The organism is Colwellia sp. PAMC 20917, from assembly GCF_001767295.1.
In the GTDB taxonomy this organism is placed as follows: domain Bacteria; phylum Pseudomonadota; class Gammaproteobacteria; order Enterobacterales; family Alteromonadaceae; genus Colwellia_A.
This window is the reverse complement of sequence record NZ_CP014944.1, coordinates 1245560-1259376: the sequence shown is the minus strand read 5'-3', so window position 1 is coordinate 1259376 and position 13817 is coordinate 1245560. Positions and strand designations below refer to the sequence as shown.

9 protein-coding genes are annotated in these 13817 nt (G+C 37.7%); 2 read left to right on the top strand and 7 right to left on the bottom strand.

Annotated features, from left to right (window positions below):
* Nucleotides 1–61: 61 nt before the first annotated feature.
* Both A3Q34_RS05295 and A3Q34_RS05290 read right to left on the bottom strand, forming a co-directional pair.
* Nucleotides 62–2095: a glycoside hydrolase family 97 protein gene (locus tag A3Q34_RS05295; protein WP_070374409.1), complete on the bottom strand. Its 2034-nt coding sequence runs from the start codon at nt 2093–2095 to the stop codon at nt 62–64.
* A 588-nt stretch (nt 2096–2683) separates the two neighbouring features.
* Nucleotides 2684–4048 (bottom strand): MATE family efflux transporter, encoded by a 1365-nt coding sequence (locus A3Q34_RS05290; protein WP_083277909.1) that lies wholly within the window; start codon nt 4046–4048, stop codon nt 2684–2686.
* Between the two features lie 117 nt (nt 4049–4165).
* On the opposite strand from A3Q34_RS05290, the gene A3Q34_RS05285 reads away from it, so the two are divergent.
* Entirely contained in the window at nt 4166–5083 is a 918-nt protein-coding gene (locus A3Q34_RS05285; protein WP_070374408.1) for a helix-turn-helix domain-containing protein, read from the top strand.
* A 315-nt stretch (nt 5084–5398) separates the two neighbouring features.
* Here A3Q34_RS05285 and A3Q34_RS05280 read toward each other — a convergent pair whose 3' ends face one another.
* Together A3Q34_RS05280 and A3Q34_RS21055 are read right to left on the bottom strand one after the other, a co-directional pair.
* Nucleotides 5399–6379, bottom strand: coding sequence for a transposase (locus A3Q34_RS05280; protein WP_070374407.1), 981 nt, complete (start codon nt 6377–6379; stop codon nt 5399–5401).
* Between the two features lie 66 nt (nt 6380–6445).
* Nucleotides 6446–6571, bottom strand: coding sequence for a hypothetical protein (locus tag A3Q34_RS21055; protein ID WP_269447198.1), 126 nt, complete (start codon nt 6569–6571; stop codon nt 6446–6448).
* Between the two features lie 571 nt (nt 6572–7142).
* Here A3Q34_RS21055 and A3Q34_RS05275 point away from each other — a divergent pair.
* A complete protein-coding gene (locus A3Q34_RS05275) occupies nt 7143–7817 on the top strand; it encodes a hypothetical protein (protein ID WP_070374406.1) in 675 nt (224 codons plus the stop codon).
* A 472-nt stretch (nt 7818–8289) separates the two neighbouring features.
* Here the strand turns inward: A3Q34_RS05275 and A3Q34_RS05270 are convergent, their stop codons facing one another.
* The 3 genes from A3Q34_RS05270 to pulA form a co-directional block, all read right to left on the bottom strand.
* Nucleotides 8290–9189 (bottom strand): prenyltransferase, encoded by a 900-nt coding sequence (locus A3Q34_RS05270; protein WP_070374405.1) that lies wholly within the window; start codon nt 9187–9189, stop codon nt 8290–8292.
* 193 nt (nt 9190–9382) lie between these two features.
* Nucleotides 9383–10282: a 1-acyl-sn-glycerol-3-phosphate acyltransferase gene (locus A3Q34_RS05265; protein ID WP_070374404.1), complete on the bottom strand. Its 900-nt coding sequence runs from the start codon at nt 10280–10282 to the stop codon at nt 9383–9385.
* A gap of 590 nt (nt 10283–10872) precedes the next feature.
* A complete protein-coding gene (gene pulA, locus A3Q34_RS05260) occupies nt 10873–13680 on the bottom strand; it encodes a pullulanase-type alpha-1,6-glucosidase (RefSeq protein WP_070374403.1) in 2808 nt (935 codons plus the stop codon).
* Between the last annotated feature and the right edge of the window lie 137 nt (nt 13681–13817).

The window sequence follows — 13817 nt, the reverse complement described above, 5'->3', positions numbered from 1 at the left end:
GAGTAGCACAAGTAAGACTTATGCTACTCTTTACGCTGTTTAAATTATAAATATCAATTGATTATAATGCTTTGAAACGAATCGCAGCACCGCCACTTGTCGCCAAGGGTAATACTAATTGGTCGTTAGCGGTGACTTGCCTGTTTTCAATGATCATTTCATAGGGATTGTTAATCCACTCTGCGTTTTTACCATCGCGATAAATTTGTGCTTGATAGCGCTTATTCTTATCAAGAAAATTTAACGGCAATGTTAACGTGCGTGTTTTCTCATCGGTTAATGCGCCAACAAACCAATCATCACCCCCCCTTTCTTGACGAGCAAAAGCAACATATTCACCGACCTCACCAGCAATCGCTATACTCTCATGCCAATCGGTTGGTACATCTTTAATAAATTGAAATGCGGCTAAATTTGCTTGATAGTTTTTAGGTAAATCAGCCGCCATTTGAATAGGGCTATAAAGCACCACGTATAATGCTAATTGTTTTGCTAGCGTAGTTTGTGGGCGATTGCTTTTATCACCCAAACCATTAAAACTCATATCGAAGATGCCTGGTGTAAAATCCATTGGTCCAGCTAACATGCGAGTAAAGGGTAAAATGGTGGTATGCTCAGGTGGGTTTGGTGGTGTGCCCCAAGCATTAAATTCTTGGCCGCGAGCACCTTCTCTTGAAATCCAGTTGGGGTAGGTTCTGCGTAAACCGGTATCTTTAATCGGTTCATGGGTGTTAATACTAATTTTATGTTTCGCTGCTTCAGTAATACTGTGTAAATACTCACTTACCATGAACTGACCGTCATGCCATTCTTTGTGAACTATGCCTTTTTCATCAATGCGTTTAATATCGCCACCGTCAGCAACATAACCTGTTTTCACTTGTCTTACGCCATACTTTTCATAAAGTGTATAAGCATCACTCATTTGATTACGGTAATTAGTCACATTACCTGAGGTTTCATGGTGGCCAATTAATCGAACCCCTTTCTTTTCACCGTAAGCTGATACGGCAGCAATATCAAAATCATCATAAGCTTTAGTGAAATTAAACACGTCGCCGTTGAAAAACCAGTCGCCATCCCAGCCTAGGTTCCAGCCTTCAACCAAAACCCCAGAAAAACCATGCTCAGCGGCAAAGTCGATATAACTCATGGTTTCACTGGTGGTTGCACCGTGTTTGTCGCCACTGCCCCAGGTGTTGGCATTAATGTGCATTCCCCACCAAATCCCCAAATATTTAGCCGGTTCAACCCAAGATACATCACCTAATTTATTCGGTTCATTAAGGTTTAATATCAGGTCAGAATTGAGTAAGCCAACCGCATTTTTACTGACTTGAATAGTACGCCATGGACTTTTGAAATTGGTTTTTGTTTTAACTAAGATGCCGTCTGACCAAGGTGTTAAATCGGCTTTTAAGACACCAGGACGCTTTTGGTTAATCGTCATGGCAGCATAATCAACTAATGCCGCTTCATGAATACTAAGGTGAATGCCCGAGTCTAGTTTAAAAGTAAAAGGTGTATGAGCGCGATCAACCGAGGCTAGCTTGGTAGTATTATAAATGTATTCATAACGATTCCAGCCACGTGCTGGAATCCACCATGCGGTCGCTTTATCCGCGTCGTTTACAACAAATTCGGTGAATTCATTAATGATTTCCACGTGATCAATATCTTGTTGTTTTGGCACTTCGTAACGAAAACCAATGCCGTCATTAAACAAACGAAAACGTACCTTAAATTCTTTAGTGTTTTTTTTATTATTTCTTGAAAAAGTCACCAACAATTCATTGTGTTCATCAGTCACATTTTTACGTTCACCCCAAGGTAATTGCCATACTTCTTTGGCTGATTGGGTTTCATTCGATGAAATAGTAAACCCGTCACTAAAAGCGATAGTATCTTTGAATGCTAAGCCTAAGCGGGAGGGGTGTATAATGCTTTTACCTAAAAAGCTCATTTCGTAATTAGGTTTTCCATGGTCATTAACACTGAGAATTATTTTTCCGTCGGGTGACGTTAACTTAAGGGTTTGTGCAAATAAACTGTGAGATGAAATCAGTACAGCAAGGCTGAGTATAATTTTTTTCATGGATATTCCTGATGTTTTTTATTACCTCAAGCATAAAGGACTGACACCAATTTACAGCTAAGCTACATACGTATTCATAAGTTTATCGTTAATTAATAAATCATTAGTGTAAAAGCCAAATAAATATTGAAACAAAAACTCCAAGCAAGCCGACTTATATCGTTGAGCAAAAATGGGCTTTTGTGAATAAAGATAGAAACAAATGTGGCAGTAAGTTTTATTTATTAAAAAAGTACCAGAAACACTCCAAATAAAGTTGGAACCTGACTTCTGGCATAAATGAACTTTAATAATCATTCGAAACACATTATTAAATGATGGTTTTAACGTCTTTTGCGTGCGCTAAGCGGAATAAGACCAATCAAAATATCAAACGTTAACGTTCAGATCTTAAAGCTGAGCTAAATTTTAATTCTATGGCTATAGGGTGCGTTTTCGCCATAGAACCAATAATCTACTTCATCTGAATTTTAGAAAAGGTAAATAACGGCAATGTCGATTTTACGACTTTATGGTTTGATCACAACTTAGAAATATACATTGGTTACTCAAGTTTTAGTTGTGTGCAACTTAATCGAATTCGTTCAACTAGGTAACACTTTCAGCCGTTAGATTTTTTAACCAAAGCTTCGTTCTCATTCTAAAAACAAACATAAATGCTTTAGTTATTTCTTCAGAGTAAGAGATGAGAACTACCCAATATAGTGGTAACTTAAAGTAAAATGCCGCCGCCAAAGTTAATGGAATGCTTAAAACCCACATGCCTGATATATCAATTAACATGCAATATTTGTTATCACCACCTGCGCGTAATATCCCCATAGACATAGTTAAGTTAAATACTTTCAAGCAAGTGCCAAAGGTGATCAATACAAAAACATCATGGGACAATGCCATCGTTTCTGAAGACAAATTGGTATAAGGCAGAAAGACTAAAGACTCACATTGAAGTAAAATTAAGGCTAATAAAAAGGTAACAATTGGCGCACTAATGGCGTGATTTTTTGCTAAAGCCCATGCCGTTATAAATTCGTTTCTACCTAAGCGCTGCCCAACTAAAATAGCGCAAGCAGAAGCAAAACCAAAAAAGAATGAAACCAATAATCCTTCCATTGGCGCTAATAGACTCATTACAGCAAGTTCTTGTGTTCCAATACGTCCATATATCAGTTGATACACAAAAGTGCCTAATGACCACACGCCAAAACTTAGCATCATAGGCCAAACTAAGGTGAGTAACTTAGTCCACTCTTGTTTGTTATAAAAACTAGCACAAAAGAACGTTGTTGGAAAAATACTGTGCTTAACCTTTGCTAAGTAGACCAGTATTAATAAAGCATGAAGTGCTCGCGCAATTAGTGTTGCTAGCGCAGCGCCAATAACACCCATTGGCTCTATTCCTAAGCCACCTTTGATTAACCAATAGTTTAAAAGAATATTGGTAATAATAGCTAGGGTACTAATTAACATGGGGAAGACTACTTGCCCAAGACCCCTTAAAGCGTTTTCAAATATCATCACAATGACAACAAAAATTAAGCTAGGCATGGTCAGCCAAAGGTAGCTTGTTCCTGCTTTTATAACGCTGGGATCTGTTGTGGCAATACCCATGATATTGTCAGAAAACAAGAAAGTAATGAGTAATATAGGCAGTAAAATACCTGCTGCAATAACAAGTGTTTTAACAATGACTTGTCTAATCACACCAATTTGACCTGCGCCAAAGTGTTGCGCAGATAAAGTACCAACACCTGAGGCGAGTCCCGCTAAAATGATTAAAAAAACAAATTGAATTCGGTTACCCAGCCCAACAGAAGCAATGGCCGTATCGCCTAAATGCCCAACCATCATTATGTCACTCATGCCTAGCATGGTGACCAATATGCTTTGTAAAGAGATAGGCCAAGCTAATTTAATACTTTGCTTTAATGATGAAGGTTCGATGTTACGCATTGGTTTTAGTCATTAGAGGTTACTATAATATTGCATAGAATTATAAAATATAGTGATAAAAAAAACATAAGTGAAATTGTCATGTATCATGTTTAAAACTATCATTTTGGTAATCCTGTGTGGCAAGATATTTTAAATATTCATCCTGATTGTATTGAGGATTTTATTAATTTTGATAAATTACCAGGGCAAGCTGATAGTTTCATAGCCTTTGCGGGGTTGTCGTATTTACAAACTGAATATCAAATAGGCAAAACAGGTAAAGGAGAAGTTTGTTTAGGTAATGAAAACAGCAATAGGCATGTTCATTACTTAATTTCTACTCATGCAGGAGAGGGAAAGATCAAGTTTGGTAACAACGAATATTTAGTTAAACCCGGCAGTGTGCTTTTACTGCCAGCAGGAACCCCTTTTTTGTATGAACTTTCGGGGAAATATTGGGATATGTGTTGGCTATTACTGCATGACTGTTCTGAATATAAGTTTGTTCATCAACTTCAACCTTCCGTTTATTCCAGTGCGAATGCAGAGAAACTTTATCAAACGATGTCACTTATTAGAGAATTCAAACACGGTGAGAGTATGTATCAATCAGATATTGTATTGCGCTTAGTCGAAGTTTTAATTTATCAAATTGCGCAAACACTGAACATGGGGCAGCAACTAACAAAGCAACAACAAAAATTTCACTCTCTAATACGTCGTGTAAATAAGCAATTGCAACTGCCGTGGACTGTTAAGCAATTAGCTGCAGAAATGCATATGTCTGAGCCGCACTTCTTTCGTTTATGTAAGAAAGAAATGGGGATGACACCAATCAAACTATTAACTCACACTCGCCTAGAATACGCTTGCTACTTACTTCGTTATACACAATATAATCTTGATCAAATAGCTGACACCGTAGGCTATGGCGATAGTGCAAGCTTTGCTCACCGTTTTAAAAAAGACTATGGTTTAAGCCCCGGTCGCTGGCGTAAAGAACAGAAAAATACTTTTCAACATAATGTCATTGAAAATGATGAGGAAAGATAATATTTAGGTCTAAAAAATTACTATGCCACCCATGATAATTCTCCGCTGTGATAAAAATAAATTACTATGCCACCCATGATAAAAAATTACTATGCCACCCATGATAATGCTCCACAGTAATAATGCTCTGAAACACAGCTACCGATTGGTCAACAACAAGGCATGAACTTCATCTTGTAAGCCTTTGCCTATCGATTTTTATAGATGTTGATTAAATGAGTGAATTTCAGGCAAGCTTTACTTCTCCCCCAAGGTAGCCGTATTTTTCTTGCTGTCTTAGTGCTGTCTTAGTGCGGTTTTTGCATGTAGTTAAGTTTACGCGCTATTTAAACAAGCTTGGGCATTTGCTTTCCCGTGTGCTCGCTTTAACCCCACGTGCTCAGTAAATTCACACAAATGCTCTGCGGTGCCGACCGCGCCAGTGAATATACCTTCAAAGTTTGAGGTGAGTTTGAGCCAACTTTCATCGCTGATGTGAAGTCTTGACAGTATATTTGCGGTTTTGTTATCGATAGCGCCTCGTTTGTCTGCTCTTATTACGCGACCTGTTTCATCTACAAGGGTTAAATAGTCCTTTAAGCTAAAGCGGATACCGGAGGTTTTAGCTTGCTGTTCATGGCCAGTAAAAGGTAATAACGTTGTCGGTTGCTCTCCGATAATGGCGGCTCTGATACGCAGTTGAATACTGGTAAAACTCGATTGCTCAGGTGTTGGGGCAATACCCGCACGCACTGGGTTTAAATCTACATAAGCCATACAAGCAAGTAATGCCCCTTCATCGAGCAGGGCTTGTGATTTAAAGCGTCCTTCCCAAAAGTGCCCAGTGCATTTATCTTCTTTATTGGCCTGTCGAGCAATAGGCTCGTTTAATGCCCGCATAAACCAACTGATATCGATTAAGCGCTGTTTATAGACCTGTGCTGTTTCTTCAACTATTTCTATTTCGAATGTCGTTAATGATTGCTGTCGCTGATATTGACGGGTTAACAGGGTGCCTTTAAACAACGTATGCCAACGAGACAGTACCTCTAGCGTCGTCCAGTGGTTAACTTGTTCACTATCAACATGAAGGACTAAATGTAAGTGATTATTCATAACAGCGTGAGCACAAATATCAATAGCAAAGACTTGAGATAATTTAAAAATGCGCTGTTCAATCCAATGACGCCTGTGCTCATAACTGACACCGGTTTCTTTATCAACACCACATAAAAAGGCTTTTCGAACGGTTTGACTACAAATATGATAATACGGCGTATCAGATAAACTGATTTGTTGTGAACGAGGCTTGGGCATAACAATCACCACACTTATAAGAGGGTAAACTAAGTGTAGTTTATTGTATGAAAAACAAACAAGTTATTATGGGTGGCTTAATGGGGGATATTTATCAACACCACATAAAAAAGCTTTGCGAACGGTTTGACTGCAAATATGATAATACGGCGTATCAGATAAACTGATTTGTTGTGAACGAGGCTTAGGCATAACAATCACCACACTTATAAGAGGGTGAATTAAGTATAGTTTATTGTATGAAAAACAAACAAGTTATTATGGGTGGCTTAATGGGGGATAATAAAAATCATTAGTTTTTTGTTGTTTACTTATAACAAGCTTGATCCATAAATTCAAACGCTCGTTTTAATCTTTATTTAATGCCGCGGCACAAATACAGTCATCCCAGTGCAACATAGTGACGCCGGCAATGGTGGCATTTTGCCAGTCAGGTTATTCGATTAATTGGTAATATTTATAGTCAAACAATGCGTATTTTTATCTGTGGGGAACGATCGTATCAAAGTAGTCTGTGGTAAGTCATATTGAAACGCTAACTTTTACCACTTAGTTCTCAGCTTTTGTGAACCGAGATCATCTCTCTTGATTGACAGTTTAGATACGAAAAAAGACATTATATCTGATACTTATAAGAAATGAGACTCAGTCGACTATAAATAGCAATTAAAGGCTTTGGATAGTTTTTTCGTATACATTTCAGATTGAGAATCAAAAAGCAGTACGATATGATTCTGGTATACAACTATAATAGTGAATCAAAATGGACTTAATTTATAACAAAACTATACTTTGGTTCTCCTTGGCTTTAGGACTTTTAATAATCACCTTTGGTTTTGTAGCTGGGCCTATAAGTCTGTTGTCTCTAATAGATGTTGTAAAGGGAAACAAACCCTTTAGTGAACTTCATATACCTAGACCTTTAACCGCTGTTATCAAAAGAGGACCAGATGTTCCCCTCGGTGATGATAATGTGTATATGTCCATCACTAATTTTTCTTACGATATCTACAATATTTTATCTATATTTCTTGCAAATAAAACACAAATAGAAATGGATTCAATTAAGCGCAACCTTGAACCTCTCAGTAAATTACGTCAAGTATATTGGGAATCTAACCGCTACGTAAAAACAACAGAAGAGCAAAGTAATTTAAAAAAGAAGATGATGGAAGGATTACAGGTGGGGATGATTGGGAAATCCACACTAGAACACTCAAGTATTTATTACAAGATACCCCAAAGCAAGAAATTTTATTGTCACTTAAATCTAACAATATTTTCACTAAATCATCGGGTATTAGAATTCAGAGTGAAAGTGTTATGTTTGAATTTTCACCTACTGGTCGGTTATTACGAATATATTCTAGGTAGTAATAAAAGAGTAGACATAAAAAGTGACTATAGTGTCAAAGGGCCAGCAAACCTAACTTTCTAGGGAGTAAATACGTTAAGCTTACCGCTCACCAAAGACGATTTGCTAATATTTTATGTCCGCTTTTAGTAATATCCTGATTTTAAGAAAATAAGCCTATTACCTTCAATTAAGCGCACAAAGAACTAAGCTGCTGAACCATGAACTAACGCTGTGATGGCTTTGTTGTCTATCAAGATGACGCTAGGTTGATGTCTACTGAATATTAAAACAGTTAAAAAAAACATTGATACTAATGTCCGGTTTGTCGGATCACTTGTCGTTAGATAAGCCAAAGCTAATGTCCTCTATCGTATCAGATAAGACAGTTTTGGTAATGATTGAGGGTGTTAGGAAAGCTCTTTTGTGGCAACTACTGCCCTTAGAGTTATATTTTAGAAGTTAGCTATTTCAGCGTTTGATTAAATTTTTTGAAAGGTATATTCGGTGCTTAAACGTAATAATTTCAGTTTCCAACGTTATTCAACTTCTACAATTAGTTAAGGAAAACGGTTATTGCTATCGTTAATGGTGTCAGTAATGCACAACTAACATTGTAAGCAAGGTATTTAGGGTGTTGGCCAATATTTTCTTTAAATTTTATTGCTCCATATAAAGCGACAAAGGCCAATGCCTGTGGAATAAACGCCATTGCACTTAGTGTTGGTAATAGCTTTTGGCTAATAAAAAAGCCAAGCAATAACGTTGAGCACACCGAAAAGATGAAAAAAATGCTATTGCTTGTTTTTATGCCAAAGGCAATAGGAAAATGATTTCGACCGATACTTTTATCAGCATCAATATCAGGATATTGGTTTAAAAGTAATAAGTTGTTAATAAGAAAAAAAGGGATCAAACCTATTAGCCAAGGTGTTGTTGAAAAGTGGCCAGATAAAATAACTTGGGTGCCTGCCACCATCAGTAAACCAAAACAAAGTCCAGGGGCAACTAAACAGATAATGGGCCATTTATTAATCCACTTTGTGTAACTAATAATAATGGCTAATCCAAGTAATCCCATTGGCACTATGGCAATTACTGCTACGCCATAAAGTGTGACGAAATAAACACCAATAAGAAAGGTTAAAAGGGTTGTGACAATCGCGGCTCTTTTTACCCCAAGAAGTAACTCAGGTTGCTGAGATAATAAACCGCTACCGCCGCTAAAGGGAGTTCTAATTGTTTTCAGATCTAAGCCGCTGACGTAGTCTTGATATTCATTAATGGTATTAACTGCAATGTGGGCAGAGATTGCCCCTAACAAGGCAATGGCTAATACGGCATAATCAACCGTACCTTGTTCCATATAACTCATACTAGCACCAAGAAAAACACAAACAGGGGCTAATATTAAGAAAGGTAGGCGAAATGAAGGAACAATGGCGGTTAGTGTCATGTTTATTTATTATCATTTGTCTAGATAGTAAAATATTCGCGAAAAGTCTTTTATGTTTAAAGTTATTGGCGTTGCAGGCGTTATCAAACCTGTAACGTGTTACTAAACCAAATTAGCGTAACTAATAAGGCTTAGTAACGACAGGCATTAATTTTTACAATGGTTTGTAATAAACATTCTTCGTAGTCATCGTTTATCCGTTAGGTATAACAAGTGAGTCATCTTGCGAATACAAATGTAAATAACAGCCTTTGCCCGCTAAAGTTAACTGGTAGGTAATTTCAGCTCTTTCTAAAAATCCCTGTTCAACAAGCCCGTTATCGATTAAAAAATCGAACATCGTATTCGACAACTCACCCATTTTTGCTTTCGCACTTATTTCCATTTTAGTCGCCACGCCTTTAATAGAGTTAATGGCGTAAAGTGCACGAATAATTGCCGCTTCTTTATCACCTATGCTTGGCATGGGGCCTTGGTAAGGGGGAAATTGTTTGGTGGGATATTTGCCATAAACACTTTTATAAGAGGCCTGCATCGCTTGAATATCATCATCTTTATTATTGGTCAGCTTAAAGATGTGAAAAACACCTGTTTCTTTACTGAGGTAATCGACTTTGGCTAAAAAAATAGGTAAACCACATCCTTGAGCAACATGGTAAAAGCCTGTTTTCCATTTTGCTACTCCGCCTCTTGTACCTTCTGGAGTAAATAAGAAAAATACTCGTTTACCTTTTTGTGTTTCAATAAATTGCTTGATTTGTTCAACTTGCCCTAAGCCTGTAGATGAACGATCAATAGGCATAGCGCCAAGGTACATCAACCAACGACCTAAAAGAGGTATGCGGCACATACTGTCTTTAATAGAAAAATATATTTTCACATCTTGCAATATCGCAGCGCCAAGCGCATAAACAAAATCCCAATTCGATGTGTGTGGTGCTGCAATAGTAATACCAGCACCTTCGGGAGTGGCAGTGCATAATTTCCAGCCCGAAATTTTAAACCAAAAACTAAAAATGAATTTTAAAATGTATTTACTAAAAATACCGTCAAAGATTGTTTTTTCACGGATACGAAGATTTTTTCTGGCCATAGTCATATAGTATTTAATGAGTAGTTAATATTTAATAATAGCATATTATACAGTTTATTTGACGCGATAGATCAATATATGAGGCGGTAGTTTTATTCATCAAAACACCGCTAAAATACTGTTTTAGGTTACTGTAAAAGATATTATTCCCTTGTGTTCACCGTCTGTTCAAAAGAAAACTTATCGTAAATTAATATCGTAAATAAATTGTTATCTAAGTCGACGTGTTGTTTTCGATGAATACAACGAGCAGATAGTGTGACAAGTGATAAGGGCTAAATAGCACAAAATACAATAGATAAACCGATAAGCATCCAAGCTGATAATTCCACACTTTGCTTTTTCTGATGTCATCTCATCGCGTTTATTGACTCATATTGGATTAGCTACACTTGCTACAACAGCAGCCACATTTATTAGGCCATATTTAAATTTTGGCTCAAGGCTCACTACATTTAAAGTTTATTGTTGATATACACTGAGAGGGGTGCTCTAGGCGGGACTTCTGTTTAAGGCGAGAAGTAGGGCTAGTAAGACTTTACTTTATGATTAAGTAAATAAAATCATTACTAGCCGCTAACGATACCGCACTATTGCTCTTTGATAAAAACACTGGTGGTTAGTGCTGGAACAAAAAAGCTGTTTTCATTGCTGGTACTCTCTTTAACAACACTATCAACGCCCTGTTGTTGAATAGGATGCAATTGATATTGTGCTGCCTCTTTAAAAGGGATTGTTTTAGCGGTAGTGCTGGTATTAAAAATAACAACGAGCGCTGATATGTCAGCATCTACTTGCTGATATTTTTCGGCATCATCGATGCTCATCACAATTAAGCCAATTTGTTGTGCTTTACCGGTATTGTGAAATTTCACACGCTCTATTATTTGTTCACTGTTGGTAAGACGAAAAAGGGGGGTACTCATGCGCAGACTAATGAACTCTTTAAACACTTCTGCACTAAACTCTATGTCAGTTGGGCCAACAATATCTCGCCCTTCATTTTTTGCCAGTACTTTTTTAATCAGTGGCCAGTTTGCTTGGTCCTTATCTGCTGGCGGTAAACCAACATTATAATTATTGCTTTGCTTGGTAAAATCGACTTTATTAAACCAATCACCATAGTCGTAACTGTCGCGTAAAAATGACTTTGAACGTAAAAACTCTGATCCCATATGTAAGAATGGAATGCCCTGTGCGAATATAGCAAAGGACAGTGATTGTAAGTGAATACGTACGCGATCTTTTGTTGAGGTATCAAAAGGTAAGCGGTATTGATTATTGTCCCATAATGTTTGGTTATCGTGTTTAGATACATAGTTAATGGTATCGGCAGGGTCTAATGCATAACCGGTTGGTTGGTCACCATAAGGAATTTCTTTACCGGTAACGTTTTTATCTTGAGCATTTTTAAGAGGGAAGTTGGCTAAATTAGCGGCTAAACCAATACGTAATTGATCTGCGGCGAGTAGATAAGCTTTTCTTGATACTACTCGATCCACTAATTCATTAGGCATAGTGCTTAAACCACTGCCGATACCTTGGCTTTTACGAATGTCATCGCCACTGGCGCTAAAGGCTCCACCGCGAACTGCATCGCGTAAACGGTCGGTAAAGGTACCGATTTCTGTGCCAGCCAATGCTAATTGGCTGGCTTGCGTAAAACGCTGATTATTCGCCACCTCACCAAAATTCCAACCTTCGCCATAAAAGTAGGTATCTTTATCAACCGCTTGTACTGCTTTTTTGGCATTAAGCATCGCCGATTTGGGTTGGTGTGCCATAAGGTCGAAGCGAAAACCGTCAATTTTGTAGTCTCTTGCCCAAACAACTAATGAGTCTGTCATTAACTTTTCCATCATGACATTTTCTGTGGCAGTGTTATCACAACAGGTTGATTGTGCGATTTTTCCGCTGATAGGGTCAAGACGATGATAATAATTAGGGACAATTTTATCAAGCACAGCCGTTGGCGCTAGCCCTGCTTGATGAGTATGGTTATAAACGACATCCATGATGACGCGAAAGCCTAGATTATGAATACTTTGTACCATTTGACGAAATTCAATAATACGTGCTGAGCCTTCAGGGTTTTGTGCGTAACTGCCCTCTGGAACAGTATAATGGAAAGGGTCGTAGCCCCAATTGTAATTATCAATTTCTCTAATAGAACTGACTATCGCTTGGCGCTCGTGTGTTGCAGCGGGAAGTGTTTCTAAATATTCTTGTATCGTCATTGCTCGGTCTTCGAGCCGACAAAGCTTATGTTCGGGCACGAGTTGGCAAAGTTTGCTAATAGGATTATTTAGATCAATAACTTGTGTGTCATTTTCGTTAGCGGTACCAATATCAAAGGTGGGGAGTAGATGAATATTGTTAATACCTGCTTTTTGTAGATCCTTAAAGTGTTTAATGCCAGCGCTATGTTTTTCGCTGAAGGCGGCGTACTTTCCTCGAACAGCAGGTGATGAGAGTTGCGGATCGTGGGCACTAAAATCACGAATGTGGGTTTCATAAAAAATATTATCTTCAGGGTTCTTAATTAAAACATCTTGCTGTAATTCCCAGCCATTAGGTTTGTTTTTTGAGTCGTCTAAATTGATAACATGTGAATATTCACTGTTTATTGAAAGGCTTAAGGAATAGGGATCTGTAGTGGTTAATGTTTCAATTTTATCGCTAGCCGGGTGATATATTGTCAGTTGATACTGGTAGTAGACTTCTTGTTGAGTATTCATAACAGCACCAGACCAAATACCGGTATTGCTATCTTCTTTAAGTGGCACAACATGCGTCGCTTGCTTGTCTTTATTAAACGCTAATAAGGTTACCTGTTTTGCGGTCGGTGCCCATAATGCAAACTCAATCGAATCTTTACTGAGAGTTGCCCCAAAATTTTTCAGCTCATTAGCGTCGTTACTTTGTGAGGTAAACAAAACATCCAATAATTGAGCCGTTTGCACCTGTGCTATGTGTTTTGAATTTGTGCCCTTGCTTGCAGAGCTGACATATATTTTATTTTTCAGTGCTTTTTTAATCTTATTAGTAGCCAGCTTTACCTCAAATACATTAAATGAACGTAAATGTTTGGGGATAAGCAGACGATTTATTTCTCCTGTGAAGGGCGTAAGTTTGGCTTTTTCAATATCTCCGCCGTCATCAAATGTTAACGTATGTTGTTGATGTAAGTTATCTTTAGGTAATAAAAGTAGTTCTGGGGTCAGCCAATGTGCAGAAAAGTCTTGGCTTACTAAGGGGGAAACCGCTGCTGACTTTACACTCGTTTCGGTAAGCTGGGTTCTTGTTGGTATACTTTGATCATGCTGACATGAGCTTAGACATGTCGTGGTGATAATGATTAGGCTTAATTGTCGAAAACGAGCTAAAGAAATACGCATAAGGATAAATAACAAAGTAAATTAATAATGTTAATAAGTTACGCATTTATCAGCAATATAAACAGTTTATTCTAATTTTTACATACGTATTCAGCCAATCAGCTGACAAGTTATTTCCCCATAAAAAAGCGCCAAGA

Bases quoted from the DNA above. Each gene is read 5' to 3' on its own strand.
- A3Q34_RS05295 (WP_070374409.1), bottom strand. From the start codon at position 2,095: ATGAAAAAAATTATACTCAGCCTTGCTGTACTGATTTCATCTCACAGT.
- A3Q34_RS05290 (WP_083277909.1), bottom strand. From the start codon at position 4,048: ATGCGTAACATCGAACCTTCATCATTAAAGCAAAGTATTAAATTAGCT.
- A3Q34_RS05280 (WP_070374407.1), bottom strand. From the start codon at position 6,379: ATGCCCAAGCCTCGTTCACAACAAATCAGTTTATCTGATACGCCGTAT.
- A3Q34_RS21055 (WP_269447198.1), bottom strand. From the start codon at position 6,571: ATGCCTAAGCCTCGTTCACAACAAATCAGTTTATCTGATACGCCGTAT.
- A3Q34_RS05275 (WP_070374406.1), top strand. From the start codon at position 7,143: ATGGACTTAATTTATAACAAAACTATACTTTGGTTCTCCTTGGCTTTA.
- A3Q34_RS05270 (WP_070374405.1), bottom strand. From the start codon at position 9,189: ATGACACTAACCGCCATTGTTCCTTCATTTCGCCTACCTTTCTTAATA.
- A3Q34_RS05265 (WP_070374404.1), bottom strand. From the start codon at position 10,282: ATGGCCAGAAAAAATCTTCGTATCCGTGAAAAAACAATCTTTGACGGT.
- pulA (WP_070374403.1), bottom strand. From the start codon at position 13,680: ATGCGTATTTCTTTAGCTCGTTTTCGACAATTAAGCCTAATCATTATC.